Genomic DNA, 20,534 nt, shown 5'->3' on the forward strand with positions numbered 1-20,534 from the left:
CGTTGCATTCAGCAGTGATATCGATAACGTATGGCCATGCAGCCTTCGCCAAAACGTCCGACCATGGCCGATGTCGCGCGTCGCGCCAACGTCTCGACGATGACCGTGTCGCGCGCCTTCAAGAGCGATACCTCCATCAGCGCGGACACGCGCGACCGTATCATACGGGCCGCGGACGAACTCGGCTATGTCTTCGACAGCATCGCCGCCAACCTGTCGTCGCGCCGGTCCGGTTTTGTCGCGGTGACGATACCTTCGATCAACAACGCCAATTTCGCCGACACGGTGCGCGGCATGACCGAGGGCCTGCGCGACAGCGGGCTGGAGATCCTGCTCGGCTTCACCGACTACAATGTCGAGGAGGAAGAGCGCCTGGTCGGCCAGTTGCTGCGGCGGCGGCCGGAGGCGATCATCGTCACCGGCGGACGGCACACGCCACGCTGCCGCAAGATGCTCGAGAATGCCGGCGTCCCGGTGGTGGAGACCTGGGACCTGCCGGCCGATCCGATCGGTCATGTCGTCGGCTTTTCCAACGCCGAGGCCGGACGGCTGATGGTCGACCACTTTGTCGCACGTGGCTATTCAAGGCTCGGCTTCATCGGCGGTGACACATCGCGCGACACGCGTGGCCTCGATCGCCGGCGCGGCTTCGTCGCGGCACTGCTGGAACGCGGTCTCGATGGCTCGCGCATCATTGCCTCCGGCGTGCCGCCGATATCGATGCGCGAGGGCGCCACCGCCATGGTCGAGATGATTTCGCGCTGGCCGGACACGCAGGCGGTGATGTGCGTTTCGGATCTTTCCGCTTTCGGTGCGCTTATGGAATGCCTGCGGCGCGGCATCCGCGTCCCCGAGGATGTCGCGATCGCCGGCTTCGGCGCCTATGACCTCGCCGAGCAGTCGGTGCCGTCGATCACCACGATCGATGTCGAGGCGCACGAGATCGGCATCCGTGTCGCCGATCTCGTGCTCGACCTGCTCAACGGGCGCCGGGCGCCTGACGACCGGGTGGTCGTCGGCATGACGCCGAAGGTGATCGCGCGTCATACAGCCTGAACCCAGGCGAAACACAACGGCCGGCGGGTTGACCGCCGGCCGTTGACCGTCCTGCCCGTTTGCAGAGGTACTCATCGGCGCCTATTTGCCCCAGATCTTCTTGTACTGGTCGCGGTAGCCGTTGCCCGGATCGAAGCGGTTATCCGGCCCGCCGTCGAATTCGACATTGTCCGACGTCACAACATGCAGCGGCGAGATGTAGCCCGACCATTTCTCGCCGGCCATGGCGCGGTTGAGCTCGTCGACGAGCTGCCAGCCCTGCAGGTTCAGCGGTTCGGCAACCGTCACCTTCTGGAATTGGCCGGAGCGGATGCGCTGGTAGGCCGATTCGGAACCGTCGCCCGCCGCCACGTTTATCGGCGCGTCGGTGCCCGACTTTCCGGCCGCCGCCAGTGACGGTCCCATGAAGTCGAAATAGAGATCGTTGATCGCCAGTGAGTGAGTCCATTGGTCGCCGTATTTCTGCAGCAGCGAGGTGGTGAGCTGCGGCATGCGCTGCGAGGTCTCGGCGATGGGCGTGTCGACATATTCGAGCACCTTGCCGCCGAGATCCTCGATTTCCTTCTTCATGCGGTCGGCCTTGGCGATGGCGATCTGGTAGGTCGAGTCGGTGAAGATGATGACGCCGGGCTTGCCCTTGGCGTTCACGAAAGCCCAGTCGGCGGCAGCCTTCGACACTTCCATCGGATCGGTCGAGACGTTGGCGATGATGCCGAGATCGTCGATCGGGCCGACCGTCGGAGCGGCATGCCATGCCGCCATCGGAATCTTGGCTGCCCTGGCCTGCTCCAGCGCCGGCTTCTGCTCCACGGCATCGAAGCCGTTGATGATGATGCCGTCGGGGTTGAGTGCCAGCGCCTGGCCGAAGGCCGCGGTGCGACCGCCGATGGAACCGGCGCCGTCAAGTGTCTTGACGGTCCAGCCAAGGGCCGCGGCTGCTTCCTCGACGCCCTTGGTGACGCCAAGGATGCCGCCGTTCTTCATATCGGCGCCAAGCACCACGATCGTCTTGCCGGCCGCACCTTTCGGTCCGGCCGTCGGGCCATCCCATTTGTCGACCTTGCTGGCATATTTGTCGACCACCGCCTTGGCGTCGGCCATCGGGTCGGCCAGCGCGTTGGAGCCAATGCCAAGCGCCAGGCAGGCGACGCCGAGCTGAAGGACTGTTCTGCGATGCATGTTTCTTCTCCCATTAAGCATTGTCATTTGTCTTTGTTGGTTGGCTGGCGGCTGGTGGAGGCGGCACGACAGCGCCCCGGCGCCGCTGCGCGTAGCCGGCAATGCCGATCGCGACGAGCAAGGTGACGCCGTTGAAGAGCGGCTCCACCCAGAACGAGCCACCGAATTGCTGGATACCGGAAATGCCGGCGGCGAGGATGACGACGCCGATGATCGTGCCCCAGACATTGACGCGGCCGGGTTTGATGGTGGTCGATCCGAGGAAGGCACCGACGAGCGCCGGCAGCAAATATTCGAGGCCGACGCTGGCTTGGCCGATGCGAAGCTTGGAGGCGAGCAGCACGCCGCCAAGCGCCGTCATCGCGCCGGAGGCGACGAAGGCGCCCATGACGAATTTCTGCACCGGTATGCCGTTGAGCGCGGCGGCCTTGGGATTGGCGCCGATGGCGTAGAGGTAGCGCCCGATTGGCATGTATTCGAGCACAAGCCACATCACCAGCGCCAGGACGATGACGTAGTAGCCGGTGATCGGCAGGCCGAACAGCATCGTGCCGTTGAGGGCGAGAAAGCCTTCGGGAAGCACGCCGACGACTTGGCGCCCGCCCGTGTACCACATGGCCAAAGCATAAAGCACGGTGCCGGTGCCGAGCGTGGCGATGAAGGAATCGATGCGCGCCACCTCGACCAGCAGGCCGTTGATAAAGCCGGTGACGACGCCGAGCAGCAGGACGATCAGCACCGCGATCGGCCACGGGATGCCGAAGGCGGTCTGCAGGCTAATGGCCAGGATATGCCAGAGCACGATGCCGTAGCCGACCGTCAGGTCGATGCGGCCCGAAGCCATGGGGATCATCGCCGCCAGCGACAGCAAGGCGATGATCGCCTTGTCGGAGACGATGGAACGCAAATTCAGCAGCGTCGGGAAGGTGCGCGGCAGGAGCAGCGAGAATAGCAGGATGAGCAGCAGCGTCAGGATCGGCAGGCCGTAGACCGGCAGATAGCGTGCCGCCTTCTGGCCAAAGCTGAGCCCGGAGAGTTCCGAGCGGGTCGGCTCCAGCGCCGTCGATTTGATCGAGTTCATGGATACTCCTCAGGCGGCTTCGGACACGGAGGCGGCATGGATAAGCGCCGCAGTCGTCAAGGCATCGCCGGCCAGTTCTCGCACGATGCGGTTGTGCGAGAAGACCAGCGCGCGATGGCAGATATGGGCGACTTCCTCGAAATCGGTGGAAACGACGACGACCGCCAGCCCGGCTTCGACGGCTGCCGCGATCAGCCGATAGATTTCGGCCTTGGCGCCGACATCGACACCCGCCGTCGGATCCTCGGCGATCAGCAGCTTGCGTCCTGTCGCCAGCCAGCGGCCGACGACCACCTTCTGCTGGTTGCCGCCTGACAGCGCCTCTATCGGCAGATGCGGATCGTTGGGCCGCAGCCCGAGCCGGGTACCAAGTTCCTGCGTCAGTTCGCTTTCCCGCGCCGGCGTCATGAAGGAGAAAAGCCCGCGGCCGGCGGCGGACGGGTTGAGATACATGTTTTCGCGCACGGACAGCGACAGCGCCACCGACTCCTCGGTGCGGTCGCGCGCAATCAAGCCGACACCGGCGGCAAGGGCTGCACCGACCGAGGACAGGTCGAGGCGTTTGCCGTCGAGCGATATAGTGCCGTCGAAAGGCTCGGCGCCGAACAGCGCGCGGCCGACGGCCTCCTGTCCAGCACCACGCAGGCCAACCAATCCCAGAAGTTCGCCGGACCGCGCCTCGAAGTGGACCGGTCCGATACTGCCGCAGCGCAGGTCCTCGACTTTCAGCCGCTCGGGTCCGTCCTGCCAGCGCGACTTGGCGAACATCTGGTGCGCCGGGCGGCCGACGATGAGATCGACCAGTTCCTGCGGCGTCGTCTCGGCGACCGGCTCGACCGCCACCATGCGGCCGTCCCGCATCACGGCGACCCGGTCGGCGATGCGGAACACTTCATCCAGGCGGTGCGAGACATAGATCATGCCGACGCCGCGCTCACGCAACGGTCGCAGTGCCTGGAACAGGCGTTCGACCTCGTCCGCGGGCAAGCTTGCCGTCGGCTCGTCCAGCACCAGCACGTCGGCTTCGGTAGCGAGCGCGCGGGCGATGGCCACCAGCGATTTCTCGGTGCGGGAAAGATCCTGGACGCGCGTCGCCGGATCGAAGGCGCAGCCGACCAGGGCCAGGGCGCTCTCGGCGCGACGCTCTGTGTCGCGCCAGTCGATCAGGCCAGAGCGGCGCGAGAAGCCTTGCGTCATGCCGACATTCTCGGCCACTGTCATCCATTCGATGAGGCCGAGATCCTGATGGATGAAGGCGACCTTCTGCGGCTGGTTCGGGCGCGGCGGGCGGTGGTGGTAGTCTTCGCCGCGAAACCGGATTGTTCCCTGGTCGCGCTTGTAGATGCCGGCCAGCGTCTTGATCAGCGTTGACTTGCCGGCGCCGTTCTCACCCAGCAGCGCAACGATCTCGCCCTCGTGGATATCGAGCGAGACCGACTTCAACGCCAGGGTGCCGCCGAAGCGCTTGGAGATGTCGATGAATTCTATGAGTTTGGGCCGCATCCATGGCCCTCCCAAGCCAAACAAACGGACTGAATTGGCATCGATGTTATCGCTAACATTTTTGCAGGTCAAGTCTTGAAAATGCCTGGCAGCGAAAGCTAACGATAGGCCGGTTTCATGGAGGACAAGCATGTTCGGAGATATCGAGGGCGCTGGTTTCGAGGTTTTCGACGAGCGGTTCGAGAGTTGCTTCGTCGGCCACGTGGCGGTCGAGCGGCTGTGGACCGGAGGGCGCTGGCTGGAGGGTCCGGCCTGGTTCGCGGCTGGGCGATATCTGGTGTTTTCGGACATCCCAAATGACCGCATGATGCGCTACGACGACACCAATGGAGCCGTCTCGGTGTTCCGGGCGCCGTCCAGCAACGCCAACGGCAATACAGTCGACACCGAAGGGCGGCTGGTGACCTGCGAGCACCGGGCGCGGCGCGTCACCCGCACCGAGCATGACGGGTCGATCACGGTGATCGCTGATCGTTTCGAGGGCAAGCGGCTGAATTCGCCCAACGATGTGGTGGTACGATCGGACGGCACGGTGTGGTTTTCCGATCCACCCTACGGCCTCACGACGGATTATGAGGGCGACCGCGCCGAGCAGGAGATCGAGGGCTCCCACGTCTACCGTGCCGACCCTGCAAGGGGCGCGGTGGCACGCGTCGTCTCGACGATGGCGAAGCCCAACGGTCTCGCCTTCTCGCCGGATGAGACGATCCTTTATGTCGGTGACACCGGCGTCACGCATCAGAAGGACGGGCCGCGGCACATCCGCAAGTTCGCCGTCGAGGACGCCGCGCTCAAGGAACTCGGCGTTTTCGCGACCTGCACGGCTGGCCTGTTCGACGGCTTCCGGGTGGATACGTTTGGCCGCGTCTGGGCAGGCACTGGCGATGGCGTCCATTGCTTCGACCCCGACGGCACGTTGATCGGCAAGATCCGCATTCCGGAGACGGTTGCGAACCTCACCTTCGGCGGCCCGAAGCGCAACCGCCTGTTCATCACGGCAAGGCAGTCGCTCTATTCGGTCTTCATCGTGGCGAATGCGGCTGCGCGATCTTGAGTCCTCGGAAGGCCCATAAACTGGCTGAAGAAAATCGGGAACTCGCTCAGAAATCTCTGCCGACCCGGTGCTCCCAGCTGCTGGAACGGTCGAACTCTCGTGCCTATGAGACGGCAGTTTGTCCCAAGCGGACTGTTCCGACAGGAGGTTCGAGTCCACGTTGTGAGCCATTTACAAAAAGCGCAATAAAATCAGAGCTCTAAAGGTTAGTTTTGGTGGGCCCGGAGGCTCATCATCCAGTTTCCATGCAAGCGCTGAGTCAGTTATAGAAGGGTCAATCTACATTTTGCGCTACGAGCGCGGCCGCAATGGCGCCGGAAGCAGACCAGCAGCTTCCGACCGGGAAACATCGATGCGGCATCCAGCTTAGCGTGGGCGTGGTGCTCCGGCGCTAGTACCGCAGTCGCGTAAGCCTTCTAGGTCGAGATCGTCGCTGATTACCCATTAATCGCAATACGCGAGCACCGACATGACGCCATCGTAGGAAGGCTAGCTTTCGTGAATGCTTTTCCTGGTGGCAGAACTCGGAGACGGTCATCAGCTGCAGTCGCTTGCACGATGAGTTTGGTCTTAGCCATTGCGCACGTCGTAACGGCATCGCAATCCAAAGCTTATGGACTGTCGCTGCTGCAGATCGGTGTCAGCTCTCCATATCAGGATCGTTTGAGCTTTCCACGACGATGCGACCCCAGTCGTCGGGCATTACATCAGCGACCGACTGCGAAAAGGTCCAATTGTGGCCGGCGAGGTCACGGCAGGAATATTGACGCTCGCCATAGGGATGGCTCGTTGGCCTGCTGAGAATAGCTGCGCCATGCCGCGCGGCTCGCCTGTGGTGCGCGTCGACATCCTCGACGCGTACCATCACTGCGAATGGCCCACCTGTCCGCGCCAGTCCGCCAGACTTCAATTCTATGAGAATGACAGCGCCGTCTGCGAAGCAGAGCTGGGCACGGTGATTGCCGATCATCAGCCGTATTTCGAAGCCGAATGCCTCGCAAAGCCACCGGCTGGCCGTCTCAACCTCGGGATACGAAAGCACCGGTATGACCGTGCTCGCGGGCATCGAGCGATTGTCGATCATGGTCATCTCCTATGCTGCCTTGAAAGGGTTGAAGGCTCTCAGCTAAGAGCCTTCAACTGTAGGGCGACCAACATTGTTGGCGAGGGCCGTTATAGGGCTGATAGCTGTTGTCCCAGGCGCGGTAAGAGACGTAGCGCTCGTAACACCAGCGCACATGCGCTGCTTCCAATCGGATCGCCGGACTTGGCGCTACCGGTGCGACGGTCGCCGCCGCGACACCGGCGGCAAAGGCGGCTGCCGGGAACCAGTAGCCATTGTAGTAGCGATAGCCTGGCCGCACGCGGACATAGCCGCGATAGCCATTGTAGTAGTATCCGCCGCCAACGACGTAGAAGCCACGCCGAAACCAGACCGGCGTCGGCGCTGTGATGATCGACGCCGGGGCAGAGGCCTGCGTGACCGGCAAGGCCTCGGCCGGCGAGGCGAGCACTGTGGCGCCAATCATCAAACCGCAAAATGCCGTGATTGTCCGTTTCATCTTTTCACTCCTGTTGGATGGGGTCGAAGGGTTCGGGGATTACTGACGTCGGAGCGCACGCAGTTCGGAAATCGAAAGCGCGCCATCGCCGTTCTTGTCCGCCTGCAGCAACCGGCCGGGAATGAAGGCGGCAAACTCGTCGCGCGAAATCTTACCGTCTCCATTGCGGTCAATGCGGCTGGCCTGGGCCTGGAAGCCGACGAATTGCGTGGCCTGGAAGTCGCGCTTCGACTTCACCCGTTCCACTTCCCCGCGCACTTCGCCCGCGTCGAGCAAGCCATTGTGGTTGGCATCCATCCGGTCGAACATCTGCGCCCGCACGGCCTGGATTTCGCTGAATTCGAGCTTGCGGTCGCCGTTGGTGTCCATGCGCCGGAAGAGTTCCCTGGCACCGCTGTCCGCCGCACAGGCGCTACCCGCGCCAAGAAGCAGGCCGGCAAAGGCCATGACGATCTTGTTCATATTGATCTCCGCATTGGGTCGGATGGTCCGCCGCGGACCGTCCTTGCAGAGCCTTCTACGCAGCGCCTGTGGTGGTCCTACGCAAAGCGAGATGATTTTTTCGAGGTGCGGCCAGCACAGCCGCCTATCCCCGCCGCGACAGAAAATTCAAGGCCGGCAAAGAATCTTGAGTGTCGAGCGTAGGAGCACGGCTCTCGCTGCGTATCGGTCAGCAGTCGCCCCCGCGGCCTGACACTGAAAGGACATCAACATGAAACGCTCAGTACTGATTGCGGCCTTGCTCGTCGGGCTTGCACCGCTCTGCGCGGCGCAGGCACAGGACATGCCGGGCCAGCGCATCCTGCAACGGATCGATACCAATGGCGACGACGCCATCTCCAAGGATGAGATGACAGCCGTGCGAGAGCGCCTGTTCAGGCGGCTCGACCGCAATGGCGATGGCGTCATCGACGAGAAGGAGATCGAAAGCGCCCGCGATGCCATCATGGATCGGGCAGATGCCGCGCAGGCGCGGCTCGGCAGCCGCTGGCGGCGCATGGACGCCAATGGCGACGGCAAGGTCTCTGAACAGGAATTCGCCAGCAGCATGCCTTTGTTCGACCTCGCGGACCGGGACGGTGACGGCAAGCTCTCGGGCGACGAGATCGCGTCTGTCCGCAAGCTGATCGCCGACCACGCCAACTGATGATCGGCAGCTCTCATTCCTCTACAAAACAAGGAGTACGAAATGTTGTCTTCGGTAAAAATTCCGATGTTCTGTCTCGGTGCGATGCTTGCCTGGTCGGCAGCTTCGCCGGCTTCGGCCGAGGAGTGGCAGCGCCCGACGGAGCATGGCGGCGAGATCAGCCGCAGCGTTGGCAAGGACGGCAACGTCTATACCGGCTCGACCACCCGCACCGGTCCCAATGGTGGCACCTACACGTCCAACTCAAAATGCATAGGAGGCGTTGTTGACCGCTGTGCCCGCAGCTATTCTGGCACCGGGCCGAATGGGCAGTCCTTTTCGGGAAAACGAGTGTCGGCGCGCGGGCCGTTCCGCGGCCGTTCGGCCGGCAGCTTCACCGGCCCGAACGGCAACACGGTCCACGGCTTCCGCCGCTGGCGGCGCTGACATCTGGTGTGATGGATTTGATTCCGAAATTCGTTTCTGTGCTCCTCCTGATCGATGCGAATTTCGGATTCGCCGAACCAGCAGTCTCGTCCGTGGATGCCCGCCGCCGTGCGACATGATGAGCCCCGTCGCGACGATGAGCTTCTGGCGCGCATCGCCGCTGGCAGCCAAAGCGCGCTGTCCGAGCTTATCGCCCGCCATGGCCGTGGGCTGCGGATATTTGCCGCGCGCTATCTCGGCAATGCCGGCGACGCCGAGGATGTGGTGCAGGAGGTGTTCGTGACCGTCTGGAAACAGGCCGCGCGATTCGATCCGGTCAGAGGGCGGGCTTCGACCTGGCTCTACCGGATCACTGCCAACCGTTGCATCGACCAGCGTCGACGCAGGGCGCTACGCAGTTTCATCGGGCTGGACGACGTAAGGGACGAAGTCGCTTCGCCGGAGGCGGATGCCGAAGCGACGACCGCGGCGCGGCAGGAACTGGCGATCGTGCGCGACGGGCTCTCGCGCCTGCCGGAACGGCAGCGCATGGCGGTGCTGCTCAGGGCCGTCGGCGACCTCGACATCGCGGCGATCGCCGAGGTGATGGGCAGCAGCGTCGGCTCGGCCGAGCAATTGCTTGTCCGCGGACGGCGCGCGCTCAGGGATCATTTGGCAATGGCGGCCGTGGGCCGCGAAAGGAAGTCCTCATGACACGGGACGAATTTGAACGATGCAGGCGCCGCTTCGGCGATACCGTCGAAGCATGGCCGGCGCCTTTCCGCCAGCAGGCGCTGGCCTTGATGGCGGTGGAGCGGATTGACGATCCCGATGCCGCGCTCGACCGCCTCGTGCTAAAGGCGGCGCTGACCGGTGGCGACGACCGGGAGCTGGCTCGTAAGGTGCTGGCTCGCATCGAAGCCGGCTCGGCTGGCCCGTCCTTCCTGCCGCGCCTGCTTCTGAGTCCAGCCGGGTTCGCGGCATGCGCCGCTGCTGTGGTCGTGGCGGTGACGCTGGCCGGCTACCAGGTGGCGCGGCTGCAGGACGATCCGTCGGATACGGAGCTTCTGGCGTTGGCGTCGGGATCGTCATTGGCCGATGGCGGTGTTGTCGCGGATTATCCGTCAGAGGAGGGCTCGCTTTGAAGCGTTCCTGGACATGGACGGCGACGCTGGTGCTGCTCGCCCTTTCGCTCGCCGTCAACTTCTTCCTGGTCGGTTATGCCATGCACGGCCTGCGCCAGGGCGCGGCGGCGCGCGTGCTGTTGTCGGAGATTGCCAGCAGCTATCCGCCCGAGGTGAGGAAGGAGTTCCGTGGCGTGCTGCGCGACAACCGCGCGCGCACCTTCCAGGCACTGCGCGAACTGCGTGCCGCGCGCGCCAATCTGGCAGCGGCACAAACAGCCAAACCCTTTGACGAAGCGGCGGTGAAGGACGCGATGGCGGCGGTGCGCAGCGCAACGACCAACCTGCAGGCGACCATGCAGGACTATCTCCTGGCCGCGCTAAAGAATGTCAACGCCAAGGCCGCCGTGGGAGGTTGAGACGCGACGGCCCTACTGGCGGCACAATCGTCGCCGACCTATGTCGATATCCAACGGTCTGCGATCACGATGATGGAACAATGCGGCACGACAGGCTTGTCCTGACTCTGCTTCGGCGCGAGCTCTCGGCTGGCTTGCGCTCGATGCGCTGCCGCGACCTTGCCTGGATCGTCGCCGGCGGTGCGGCTCTGCTTGCCTATGCCATCGCTGACATCGTTCTCGCTTTGCAGGCGGCATCCGCGACGCTGCGGCAGGAGCAGGCGCTGTGGCTGCTTGGTTTGCCGGGCGCGCTTCTCATTCTTGGCGGCTTCGCTGGCAACGCGCTCGCCAGGCTTTGCTTGTCGCGCGCCTTCGCGCCGTTCCTGGACGCGTTGCCGCTCTCTCTTCGGGAGCGCCGGCGCATGGCGACGGTGGCGATTTTTGCGATGGGTGTTCCGCTTGTCGCGGCCGTCATGGCGGCGGTCGGTCTTGGCTGCGCCGTCATCGCAAAACCGCTGGCGCCGGTCTGGGGTCTGGGCGCCGCGATCCTGTTTGCCGCCGGCCTGTGGGCGGCAGCCGGCTGGCGGCTGCGCGGCCGGGACACGATCAGCCTCGACGACAAGGCCAGCCCGCTGGGCGATGGGCGTAGGCGCCGTCCATGGCTCGGTGCTTTCGACCGTTCGGCACCAGCCTGGCTCTCCAGCTGGGCCTTGGGCCTGCCGGCTGGCCATGTGCGCGCGTCCTGGCGACTGGTGGGGGCGGCCGTCTTCTTCGGTTTCGTCGCGGCCCTTTCCGCAGCAATCAGCCTCGTTCATCACGACGCCGTGCCGGCGGCCATGGCGGGCCTGACCGGCGGCCTTCTCGTCTTCATGCTGAGCGCGCGCTTCCATCCGCTCGGCTCGCCGGTACTGCGCACGGCTCCAATCGGCTTTGTCAGGGCGTGGCTGCGGCTGGCGCGGCTGCCCCTGCAATTGTCGCTTGCCTTCTTTCTCATGCCGGCAGGTGCTGCCCTGGCGGCGGAGCCATCGGCTTGGGCGATGCCGCTCGCCAGTGGCTTGTGGCTGCTGGCGCTGAACGGCGCCTATGCGGTGTTCGCCGCCTATTTCATGACGGCGCCATTCGTCGCCGCGCTGAGCTTCCTCAGCGCCATCGCCTACACCAGCTACGAATCGCTCGAATATGGGCGCACGGTGCTGATCGGCTTTGCCGCCCTTGTCCTGTTCCTGTGGCATCGGGCGCAACGGAGATACCGCCATGGGTAGCAGCGAGATACTCGCGGTTCGCGGGCTCAGCGCCGGCTACGGTGGCCACGCGGTCGTCAGCGGCATCGGTCTCTCGCTCGGCCGGGGCGACATCCTTGGCCTGCTTGGCGCAAATGGTTCAGGCAAGTCCACCTTGCTGAGAGCGATCAGCGGGCAGATCCGGCCGCTCGCGGGAAGTGTAGTGATCAACGGCGTCGACCTTGGCGATGCACCGGAGCGCGCCAAGTCCGGCTTCGGCCTCGCCATCGATCCATCCGATCTGCCGGTGGCGTTGACCGGGCGGCAGTATCTCCAACTCGTCGCCTCGATCCGCGGCTGCGCCGAAGACGACTGGCCTGGCGTCAATGTCGCCGAACGGCTCGGGCTCAAGCGCTGGATCGACCGGCTAATCGCTGAATATTCGCTCGGCACGCAGGCCAAGATCGCTATTGCCGCGGCTCTGCTCGGTGCGCCACCGCTGCTGATCCTCGACGAGTCCCTGAACGGCCTTGATCCGCTTGCCGCCTTCGAGGTCAAACGCGTCATCCTTGCGTCGGCGGCGAGCGGCCACCAAGCCGTCATCATCTCCACCCAGGTAGTCGAAGCAGTTCCCGGCCTGTGCAACCGCGCGGTGCTTCTGGCCGAGGGCAGCATTGCCCGAGAGTGGAATGCATGGCAGTTGGCCGAGGCCAGCCACGCGCCCGGCGCCTTTGAGCTCCACGTTATGCAGGCGCTGTCGGAACCCATGAGCTGGCGAAGGAGGTAGTGGCAAAGGCATCCCGAACTACCGGAATGAGGCGCAAAGCTGCCAACGGGGTGTAAGTAAATGGCTGGCTCAGCTTCTTGAATCAATTTGGGCGAACCGCTTCGCAACCCCTCGACAAACAAAGATATGTTGGTCGCCGAGGGTCAGTGTTTTCTACAGTAAATACGCTAGCGGATGGTTCGCCAAGAAATGGGGCTGAAGCAGCCCGGACGTTTCGGGCATGGGACCTTCAAAAGCGGACTCTCAGTTCGGCGCGAGCATCGTCGCGAGTGAACGATGCAGACTCTGTCGCTGTTTTTCAGAACCGGGTAGACCGCTCCGCCGGTTGGGGCGACTTCAAGCCGTGGCAAGAGCATTCAGGATTAGCCGGAAGACGTGCCGCGGTCTCCAGCGCAACCCGCGAGGCTGTCATAGAGAGGCTCGGCAACACGTCTTCCTGCAGCAATGCCTGGCGATTGCGGTCCATATAGTCGTTGAAACCTGCGGTCACGAACGCAAGAGGCACGAAACACGCGCCTATCTCGCGCGACAAGGTGGCCTCAGGGGCGATCGAATGGTTGAGCACATCCGCCCCCAGGTTTCGAAACGCCAAGGCTTCGGCTGGGGTGGTCAGCCGCGGACCGTAACAGTGGCCAGCGACCAACTGCTGCTCGATGCCATGAACGCGGCATTCGGCTGGCCAATGACGGCGGGCGGTTTCGACCAGAACCGCCGCACATCTTGGGCAGACGATCTGCTTGCCCGAGCAATCGAAGCTCTGGCGGCCGGGAAGCAGTGAAAACGGGGTCTGGGTCAGTTCGATGATATCGGCGTTCACGACCATGTCGCCGGGCTTGATCGCCTTGTTGACGGCGCCGATGGTCGAGCAGGACAGCACTTGCCTCACACCCGCTTCCATCAAGACCCAGAACGCGCGGCGATGACAGGAATGGTCTATATGGTCGCGGGGATTGCCGTGCGAATACATGCACAACGCACGTTTCATTTTGCCCTCGACGGTAATCGACGCATCGAACTCGAGCAGCTTCCAGTTGTCGCTGCGACCGAAAGGCGTTTCAAAACTCATGTCGCGCCGCAAGGTGCGCACACTCTCGAATTTAACATCTTCCGGGAAGGCAAGCCCCCAGTTGGCCGAGCCGGTGATGATCGCCAACCCCACCTGGGGTATGTCCGTTGAATGATACGCCGGAGCAACGGCTGCGTGATGATTTGTCGGCATGTTTCCAGTCTCGGTCATGATTTTTGGCGAAGGCTCACGATCAGGACGGCGACCAAGACGATGACGGTCCACAATGTCGAGATCGCCGCAATGGTCGGGTCGATCTGATCGCGCAGCGACAGGAACATAAGCTTCGGCAACGTGCTGTTTTGACCGCTGGCGACGAAGATCGAAATAACGGACTCGTCCAGTGAAGTCAGGAAGGCCATCAACGTGGCCGACAAGAGACTGATCTGAAGCTGCGGGACGATTATTCCGCCAATGGCTCTCGCCCAGTTTGCGCCGAGGCTTCGCGCCGCCTGCACCTGGTTCCAGTCAAAGCGGGCCAGGGCCGGCAACAACACAATGCAGGCGACAGGAATGGCCAGCACCACATGCCCGACCAGCACGCCGAACAGCGTTCCGACCAGACGTTGCGCCGCGAGCACAAAGAAGAGACCGATCGCAAGCAGGATGCCCGGCACGATGGACGGGGTGAGCAGAGCGCCCTGAATGGCCAAGGCGGTCCTTCCGCCGAGCCGGTTGGTCGAGATGCAGGCCAGCAGCCCCAGGGGCACTGCGAGCGTCGCCGTCAATGTCCCAAGGATCAGGCTCGTCCTCAGCCCGGCCATCCATGTCGCCGAACCGAAGAAATTCTCGTACCAGCGCAACGAGTATGCGCGCGGCGGAAACTCAAGGAGATCGGACGCTGAAAAAGAGAGCGGCACGACCACCAGCGTCGGCAGCATCAGGAACGCCAATATGAGCGCGCAAAAGCTCCACAGGAGGATACGGGCCAGCCTGTTGTCTGGATAGGCTTCAAGCATGGGCTGTACCGACTTTGCGCCCGGCAATCAGCCGCCCCGCAGCCAGGAACATCACCCCCACCAAGGCCATCAAGATGAGCAGCAGAATGCCCAGGACGCTCGCCGAGCCCCAATCCTGGAACGTCGATAGCGTGCGCTCGATCCGGGTGGACAGTGGATTTACCTTGCCGCCGCCAAGCACCGCCGGCGTGATGAAAAAGCCTATGGTGTAGATGAAGACGATCAATGAGCCCGAAAAGATGCCGCCGGTCGAAAGCGGCAGGATGACGGTGCGGATGGTTTGCCCAAGTGTGGCTCCCATGCTCGCCGAGGCGCGAACAAGGTTGGCGTCGATATCGCGCATCGCGGCATAAACGGGCAGCAGAAAGAGCGGCAGCATGTAGTGAACCATGCCGATGAGCGTTCCGGTGAAGTTGTAGACCAGCGGCAATGGCTCGGCCGTCAGGCCTGAACCCGTCAAAGCCGCGTTGATCAGGCCATCGCGCCGCAACAGGACGAGCCAGCCATAGGTGCGCACCAGAATGGAGGTCCACAAGGGCAGCACGACGAAGGCCATCAGCAAATTGGCCACCCTTGGTCTGGTGCTGGCCAGGGCGAGCGCCAGAGGGGTGCCGAGAAGAATGCAGATCGCCAGCGTGCCCAGGGACAGTTCAAGGGTTGTGACCAGCGCCGACCATGTCAGACCGCTCGAAAGCACCTTCTCGTAGTTGCCGACGGTGTACTCGCCCGCCGTGGTGAGGAAGGATTGCCGGATGATCCAGGCGATGGGCAGTATCGCCGCCAGTCCTACGATGAACAGCGCAGGCAGTGAAAGCGAGAGGAAGAACCGCCGCTCGCGTCGAGCGTCTGCTGCGAGAGCAGGATCGGCAAGGAAGGTCACGGCACCGCTCCCGGTATCGCGTGAACTTTCGCTGCTGGTGCATAGGCGGTCACCCGCTGACCGGCGGCAAGTTCGGCGCAGTCACTGGCCAGCGCCGCCGGAATGCAGACGAGGACTTCTTGCCCGCCGTCAAGCGTCAGCGTCAAAAGCCAGTTCTCACCGCGAAACGCCTTGGCGCGCAGCATTCCCTCAAGCGCCACTCCGTCTCGCCCGACGAGGGTCGCATCAAGATGAAAGCTTTCCGCGCGGATCATCAATGCTTCGCGCGACACGTCGGCGCCGTCGATTCTGCGCACAAATCCCGGGGCCACGATGTTGGCCTCACCCATGAACTCCGCGACAAAGCGTGTCGATGGACGATCATAAATCCGCTGTGGGGTGTCGATCTGCTGGATGCGGCCGGAATTCATCACCGCAATCCGATCTGACATGATCAGTGCTTCGCGCTGGTCATGCGTCACATAGATCGTGGTGATCCCCAGATCATCGTGCAGACGCCGGATCTCGTACTGCATGGTTTCGCGCAGATTCTTGTCGAGTGCCGACAACGGCTCATCCATCAGCATCACGCGTGGCTCGAAGACGATCGCCCGCGCCAACGCCACCCGCTGGCGCTGGCCGCCGGACAATGCGGCGATGTTGCGCTCCGCCAAACTTTCGAGCTTCACGCGGGCCAAAGTGTCGAGCGCCCTCTGGCGGGCCTCAGCTTTCGGCGTCTTGCGCAGCACCAACGGATACTCGACATTTGCCAGGACGCTCATGTGTGGAAACAGGGCATAGTTCTGGAAGACTATGCCGATGTCTCGCTTGTTGGGGGCCAGGCGGGTGATGTCGCGATCACCCAACAAGAGTTTACCGCGATCCAGCCGGACAAAACCGGCCAGGGCCATGAGCAACGTGGTCTTGCCCGATCCGGACGGCCCTAGCAGCGTAAGGAATTCGCCAGCCTGAATGTCGAGCGAAACATCATCCAGCGCGACATAAGACCCATAGGTCTTGCGCACGCCGTCGATGGTGATCGGGAGCGACTTCATGACGGGCTCCAGCTTTGGAAGCTGACGAATTCAAGACTCAGCGGTTCATCATTTCATCAAAGGCCTTTTGGGCGACCTCGCCGTTCTTGACCCACCAGCTGGCATTTGAGAACACCGAAGTGCCTGCGTTTTCAGGCGCGGTCGCCAGGGTCTTAAGACGGTCTTTGGGGATAAGGCCGCCCTCATAGCCGGCAGGATTGACCGGTCCATAGGCGATGAAGTCGGTCAGCTTCGCCACGCGGGCGGGCTGTGTCATCGCCGCGATGAGCTTCATGGCCGCTTCCTTGTTCGGCGCCCCCTTCGGCACCGCCAGGCAGTCCGTGCCGATGACGGAACCCTTGAACGTGTAGTCGGCCGCGCCGCCATCGGCTTTCACGGTCTGGGCTCGTCCATTCCAAGTAACCAGCAAATCCGCCTCGCCGTCTTTCAGCAACTGCGCGGACTGCGCTCCCGAGGTCCACCAGACCGAGACATTCGGTTTGATCGCTTCAAGCCGCTTGATGGCGCGATCCAGACCCTCCGGCGTGCTGAGCACGGGATAGACGTCGGCCGGCGCCACGCCGTCGGAGAGCAGCGCGATCTCTATCAGATCCTGCGCATTGGCGCGGAGAGCGCGACGGCCCGGGAACTTGGCGACATCCCAGAACTCCGCCCAGGTCTTCGGCGGGTTCTCGCCATAGGTCTTGGTGTTCCACGACATGACGGTGCCATAAGAGTCGAACGGATAGCAGTAGTCGGACTTTGCGCCGTCCGGCACGGACTTTGGATCGATGATCTTGTAGTCGAGCGGCTCCAGCAGCGACTGTGCGGCCGCCTGCGCGCCTTCCGGCGAGCCCAGGTGGATGATGTCTGTCGAGACCGCGCCCGAGGTGACCTGCATCTTGAGAGCTGCCAGGCCGTCGCTCTGCGTCTCCTCGCGGACATCATAGCCAAGCTCTTTTGCAGCGGGGGCCCACATGGCCTCCTTTATAGCGTTGCCATAATCACCGCCTGCGGTCGTGATGGTGACCGTCTGGGCCGAAACGGGCAAGGCAACGGTGACCGCGATTGCGGCCAAGGAAATGCGCAGCCAAGACATAGGTTCTCCTCCCTAGGACTCATCGAAACGTCGCTCAAATGAGCTATTTTGTTAATCGTAACGTTACGATTGCATCCAAAGACAATGGAGTCAAGTTGCTTTAGCAAGAGCTTGGATTGACCGTGAGTTGGAATCCGGTAACGTTGCGACGCTCTGCAAAATCAGCCGGCGCTTTCGCAAATGAATTCAGGCGACCATGTCCAATCTAAAACAGATCGCGGCGGAACTTTCCCTTTCAGTGACCACGGTATCGCGGGCTCTCAAGGACGGGCCGGAAGTGCATCCCTCGACCACGGCGCGCGTCAAGGAGGTGGCGAAGCGGGTCGGCTATGTCCCGAACCATCATGGTCGCGCGCTGAAAACCGGACGAACCCTGACCTTGACGGCAGTGCTACCGATGGAAACGCGCGACTACCTTTCCGATCTGGCGAAGCTCCCTCTGGTCGAGGGCATGACGCTGGCCGCGAGGAGAGCGGGTTATAGTCTATCCATCTATTCCACCACGCCCGACGATGACCCGGTCGAAAGCGTGCAGCGCCTGCTTCAGGCGCATAGCGCGGACGGCCTCATCATCACACGCCTGGTGTCGGGTGATCCGCGCGTCAAGCTGCTGCTGGATGAACGCATCCCATTCGTCGCGTTTGGAAGAACCGACCTGGATACCGCGTATCCTTATGTCGATATCGACAATGAACAGATTGCCTACGAGGCAACCCGACGGCTCATGGACAAGGGCTGCCAACGTATTGCGCTGCAGCTCCTCGTTCCGGAGGATCAGGCGAGCACCATGCGTCTCGCCGGCTATGGAAGGGCGATGGCAGAGGCCGGTATTCCGATAGACCAGTCGCTGATCGGGCACGGCATGTTCACGGTGGAATCGAGCGCAGCCTGGTTCGATCGCCTGCTGGCGTCGTCAGATCCGCCGAGAGGCTTGGCATGCGCCAACGAACTGGGCCTTTTAGGGGCGTTACACGCTGTTGGCAGAAGAGGCTTTGTGCCAGGCAGCGACATCCACATTGTCACTCGGGACAGCACGCGACTGGCACGCTTCCTGCCGGCGAAGATCGGCGTTCATTTCGTGGACATAGCGGGGGTCGGACGCAAACTCGTCGAAATCCTGGAGAGCCGGATTGCCAATCCGCTTGGACCGGTCGCGACAGTACTATTCAAAGGTGAGTTCGATCCTGGCGAATAGTCGGACCGGAAGAAGTCGGTGACCGCGATGTCCGCTTTCGACCCAACCAATACGCTCTTGGACAGGATTTTTCCCGCCATCCGGCTCAACTCGGACACGCAGCCCGAAGCAGGCATTGTACACGACAGCAGAGATAGGGTCCGTGCTCGATTGATGATTGTGTTTCAGCCAACATCAACCGATATGACTCCAGCCCATCCTAATGTTGGCGCTCATGGTGGCGCCCTCTTCGAGCCGCATCATGCCCCCGCTGTGGTGCGCGTCGACCAGATGCGAAACCGGTTCGAAGCAGAAGTATCCGGCATCCGTCGAAGGCGAATAGAGGATGAAAACATCGAGTAGCGACGAAGCCGTGAGCGAGAGGGTGATACCGTCCTCTGGCTGCATGATCGCGGCGTGACGGTCCCAGCCACCGAATGCGTTATTCACCCAGCTTGGTGGCAGCAAAGAGGGTCGCGAGAAATCCCACTCCGGGTAATCGGCCACAGGCGCTATGCCGACCGGCAGATGACGTTCGTCCTCCAGCCAGACGCGTGCCGCCTTCGCCTCAAGCGTCGTTCCAGCTCGGCGTGGGAACCATGGATGAAAGCCGAGGCCATAAGGTAGGCGAATGCCGGCACGATTCTGCACGGTGAGGCTGGCATCCAGCACCCCGTCATGTAGCGCATAGACAACCTGTGCCTCGTATCGGTAGGGGCCGATCCCACCGGCGTCGAGGACCAATTCCGCCTCGGTGGCGCTGCAGCCGGCAATCCGCCACTCCCTCTGAAACCCGTCGCCATGGATCGGAAAGGCCTCTCCCGGCACATTCGGCTCGACGGCATGGAAACGGCCGTCGCACTCGAAGCCGCCGCCTGAAATGCGGTTCGACCAGGGAACCAGAAGCTGGCAGCCCGAGGTGCCGGTGCCATCACCGGGCCTAAGCAACGGCACCGGCACATCGCCGACCAGCGCGTCGAAGCGCGCAATGGCGGCACCCTTCTCTGGCGCCAGCACAAGACGGGCGCGGCCGTCGCGCAGCTCCAGCAGGCCGGCCATCCCTTACCAGCCGCCGTCGATGGCGATGTTCTGCCCGCTGATCATGTCCGAGGCGGGAGATGCGAGGAACAGTACGAGATCGGCAACGTGATGCGGCTCGATGCGCGTCTTGAGACCCTGGTTCTCCAGGATCCAGTCGTTGTATCGCGCCAGCCGGTCGCCGAACACCCGCGCCTCGGCCTCCGAAACCACGGCGCCCGGCGATACGGCATTGACCCTGACGCCATGCGGCCCGAGCTCCCGCGCCAGTGATTTGGTGAGGCCGAGCATTGCGCCCTTGGAAGCGACATAGGGCACGTAGCCGTCCCAGCGGCCGTTGAGCGTGATCGAGCAGAAATTGACGATCTTGCCATAGGCCTTCGCCTTCATCCCCGGCGCGCAGGCCCGCGCCAGTGCGAAGGCGGCCGAGGAGTTGACCCGGATCTGGTCCTCATACTCGGTCAGCGAGAATTCCTCGAACGGCCGGTTGATGATAAGGGCGGCGTTGTTGATCAAAACGTCGATGCCGCCTTGCCTCGCCGCGAGCGCCGCCACCATTGCCTCCGCCTCCGCAAGCCGATTGAGGTCGCAGCCGACAAAAGTGATGTCGCCGTCTGCCTCAGCTGTCAGCGCCGAAGCAATTCCTGCCCCATCCTCACTGTCGGGGCGGTCGAGCACCAGCACGCGCGCGCCGGCCCGCGCCAGCGTCACCGCCTGGGCCCGGCCGAGTGAGCCAAGGCCCCCGGTCAGGAGCACGACCCGATCGGCAAGGACTGTCATTGCCGCCAC

23 protein-coding genes are annotated in these 20,534 nt (G+C 63.0%); 10 read left to right on the forward strand and 13 right to left on the reverse strand.

What is annotated here, in order from left to right; genetic code table 11:
* Positions 1 to 36: 36 nt before the first annotated feature.
* The gene (locus tag LB568_RS06245; protein ID WP_224729610.1) at positions 37 to 1,056 is read left to right on the forward strand and encodes a LacI family DNA-binding transcriptional regulator; all 1,020 of its coding nucleotides are present in this window, start codon (positions 37 to 39) and stop codon (positions 1,054 to 1,056) included.
* A gap of 81 nt (positions 1,057 to 1,137) precedes the next feature.
* Here LB568_RS06245 and LB568_RS06250 read toward each other — a convergent pair whose 3' ends face one another.
* From LB568_RS06250 to LB568_RS06260, 3 genes are read right to left on the reverse strand one after another with little or no spacing between them, the layout of a single operon-like run.
* On the reverse strand, positions 1,138 to 2,235 hold the full coding sequence (locus tag LB568_RS06250; RefSeq protein ID WP_013894031.1) for a substrate-binding domain-containing protein: 1,098 nt from the start codon (positions 2,233 to 2,235) through the stop codon (positions 1,138 to 1,140).
* A gap of 13 nt (positions 2,236 to 2,248) precedes the next feature.
* Complete coding sequence (locus LB568_RS06255) at positions 2,249 to 3,316, reverse strand: ABC transporter permease (RefSeq protein WP_140572095.1); 1,068 nt, start codon at positions 3,314 to 3,316, stop codon at positions 2,249 to 2,251.
* Between the two features lie 9 nt (positions 3,317 to 3,325).
* Positions 3,326 to 4,819 carry a sugar ABC transporter ATP-binding protein gene (locus tag LB568_RS06260; protein ID WP_224729611.1) on the reverse strand — a complete coding sequence of 498 codons (1,494 nt, stop codon included), beginning with the start codon at positions 4,817 to 4,819 and terminating at the stop codon, positions 3,326 to 3,328.
* A 130-nt stretch (positions 4,820 to 4,949) separates the two neighbouring features.
* On the opposite strand from LB568_RS06260, the gene LB568_RS06265 reads away from it, so the two are divergent.
* The gene (locus LB568_RS06265; protein ID WP_224729612.1) at positions 4,950 to 5,873 is read left to right on the forward strand and encodes an SMP-30/gluconolactonase/LRE family protein; all 924 of its coding nucleotides are present in this window, start codon (positions 4,950 to 4,952) and stop codon (positions 5,871 to 5,873) included.
* 640 nt (positions 5,874 to 6,513) lie between these two features.
* Here LB568_RS06265 and LB568_RS06270 read toward each other — a convergent pair.
* Genes LB568_RS06270 through LB568_RS06280 form a run of 3 tightly spaced genes read right to left on the reverse strand, consistent with a single transcriptional unit; the run spans position 6,514 to position 7,897 of the window.
* Positions 6,514 to 6,957, reverse strand: coding sequence for a VOC family protein (locus LB568_RS06270; RefSeq protein WP_224729613.1), 444 nt, complete (start codon positions 6,955 to 6,957; stop codon positions 6,514 to 6,516).
* Between the two features lie 52 nt (positions 6,958 to 7,009).
* A complete protein-coding gene (locus LB568_RS06275) occupies positions 7,010 to 7,435 on the reverse strand; it encodes a BA14K family protein (RefSeq protein ID WP_224729614.1) in 426 nt (141 codons plus the stop codon).
* Between the two features lie 39 nt (positions 7,436 to 7,474).
* Complete coding sequence (locus tag LB568_RS06280) at positions 7,475 to 7,897, reverse strand: EF-hand domain-containing protein (RefSeq protein ID WP_013894025.1); 423 nt, start codon at positions 7,895 to 7,897, stop codon at positions 7,475 to 7,477.
* A 250-nt stretch (positions 7,898 to 8,147) separates the two neighbouring features.
* Here LB568_RS06280 and LB568_RS06285 point away from each other — a divergent pair, with 250 nt between their 5' ends.
* The 7 genes from LB568_RS06285 to LB568_RS06315 all read left to right on the forward strand — a co-directional run bounded on the left by LB568_RS06285 (position 8,148) and on the right by LB568_RS06315 (position 12,516).
* Complete coding sequence (locus LB568_RS06285; RefSeq protein WP_013894024.1) at positions 8,148 to 8,582, forward strand: EF-hand domain-containing protein; 435 nt, start codon at positions 8,148 to 8,150, stop codon at positions 8,580 to 8,582.
* 42 nt (positions 8,583 to 8,624) lie between these two features.
* Positions 8,625 to 9,008 carry a hypothetical protein gene (locus LB568_RS06290; RefSeq protein WP_224729615.1) on the forward strand — a complete coding sequence of 128 codons (384 nt, stop codon included), beginning with the start codon at positions 8,625 to 8,627 and terminating at the stop codon, positions 9,006 to 9,008.
* Between the two features lie 96 nt (positions 9,009 to 9,104).
* Positions 9,105 to 9,701: an RNA polymerase sigma factor gene (locus LB568_RS06295; RefSeq protein ID WP_224729616.1), complete on the forward strand. Its 597-nt coding sequence runs from the start codon at positions 9,105 to 9,107 to the stop codon at positions 9,699 to 9,701.
* Positions 9,698 to 10,132 carry a hypothetical protein gene (locus tag LB568_RS06300; protein WP_224729617.1) on the forward strand — a complete coding sequence of 145 codons (435 nt, stop codon included), beginning with the start codon at positions 9,698 to 9,700 and terminating at the stop codon, positions 10,130 to 10,132. The genes LB568_RS06295 and LB568_RS06300 overlap by 4 nt, the downstream gene beginning before the upstream one ends.
* Entirely contained in the window at positions 10,129 to 10,530 is a 402-nt protein-coding gene (locus tag LB568_RS06305; RefSeq protein ID WP_140780250.1) for a periplasmic heavy metal sensor, read from the forward strand. The genes LB568_RS06300 and LB568_RS06305 overlap by 4 nt, the downstream gene beginning before the upstream one ends.
* 80 nt (positions 10,531 to 10,610) lie before the next feature.
* Positions 10,611 to 11,771: a hypothetical protein gene (locus LB568_RS06310; RefSeq protein ID WP_224729618.1), complete on the forward strand. Its 1,161-nt coding sequence runs from the start codon at positions 10,611 to 10,613 to the stop codon at positions 11,769 to 11,771.
* The gene (locus LB568_RS06315; RefSeq protein WP_224729619.1) at positions 11,764 to 12,516 is read left to right on the forward strand and encodes an ATP-binding cassette domain-containing protein; all 753 of its coding nucleotides are present in this window, start codon (positions 11,764 to 11,766) and stop codon (positions 12,514 to 12,516) included. Before LB568_RS06310 ends, LB568_RS06315 begins: the two co-directional genes overlap by 8 nt.
* A 298-nt stretch (positions 12,517 to 12,814) precedes the next feature.
* On the opposite strand, the gene LB568_RS06320 is transcribed toward LB568_RS06315, so the two are convergent.
* The 5 genes from LB568_RS06320 to LB568_RS06340 all read right to left on the reverse strand — a co-directional run bounded on the left by LB568_RS06320 (position 12,815) and on the right by LB568_RS06340 (position 17,533).
* The gene (locus tag LB568_RS06320; RefSeq protein WP_224729718.1) at positions 12,815 to 13,675 is read right to left on the reverse strand and encodes a 5'-methylthioadenosine phosphorylase; all 861 of its coding nucleotides are present in this window, start codon (positions 13,673 to 13,675) and stop codon (positions 12,815 to 12,817) included.
* Between the two features lie 74 nt (positions 13,676 to 13,749).
* Positions 13,750 to 14,541, reverse strand: coding sequence for an ABC transporter permease (locus tag LB568_RS06325; RefSeq protein ID WP_013894016.1), 792 nt, complete (start codon positions 14,539 to 14,541; stop codon positions 13,750 to 13,752).
* Positions 14,534 to 15,421, reverse strand: coding sequence for an ABC transporter permease (locus LB568_RS06330; protein WP_224729620.1), 888 nt, complete (start codon positions 15,419 to 15,421; stop codon positions 14,534 to 14,536). The genes LB568_RS06325 and LB568_RS06330 overlap by 8 nt, the downstream gene beginning before the upstream one ends.
* Entirely contained in the window at positions 15,418 to 16,455 is a 1,038-nt protein-coding gene (locus LB568_RS06335) for an ABC transporter ATP-binding protein (protein ID WP_224729621.1), read from the reverse strand. The genes LB568_RS06330 and LB568_RS06335 overlap by 4 nt, the downstream gene beginning before the upstream one ends.
* Before the next feature lie 37 nt (positions 16,456 to 16,492).
* Positions 16,493 to 17,533 (reverse strand): ABC transporter substrate-binding protein, encoded by a 1,041-nt coding sequence (locus tag LB568_RS06340; protein WP_140780254.1) that lies wholly within the window; start codon positions 17,531 to 17,533, stop codon positions 16,493 to 16,495.
* Between the two features lie 196 nt (positions 17,534 to 17,729).
* On the opposite strand from LB568_RS06340, the gene LB568_RS06345 reads away from it, so the two are divergent.
* Positions 17,730 to 18,728, forward strand: a complete 999-nt coding sequence (locus LB568_RS06345) for a LacI family DNA-binding transcriptional regulator (RefSeq protein ID WP_013894012.1) — start codon at positions 17,730 to 17,732, stop codon at positions 18,726 to 18,728.
* A gap of 174 nt (positions 18,729 to 18,902) precedes the next feature.
* Here LB568_RS06345 and LB568_RS06350 read toward each other — a convergent pair whose 3' ends face one another.
* Positions 18,903 to 19,766 carry an aldose 1-epimerase gene (locus LB568_RS06350; RefSeq protein ID WP_013894011.1) on the reverse strand — a complete coding sequence of 288 codons (864 nt, stop codon included), beginning with the start codon at positions 19,764 to 19,766 and terminating at the stop codon, positions 18,903 to 18,905.
* 3 nt (positions 19,767 to 19,769) lie between these two features.
* Positions 19,770 to 20,525: an SDR family oxidoreductase gene (locus tag LB568_RS06355; protein ID WP_140572092.1), complete on the reverse strand. Its 756-nt coding sequence runs from the start codon at positions 20,523 to 20,525 to the stop codon at positions 19,770 to 19,772.
* Positions 20,526 to 20,534: the final 9 nt, after the last annotated feature.

The organism is Mesorhizobium sp. B263B2A (assembly GCF_020165775.1).
GTDB lineage: Bacteria > Pseudomonadota > Alphaproteobacteria > Rhizobiales > Rhizobiaceae > Mesorhizobium > Mesorhizobium opportunistum.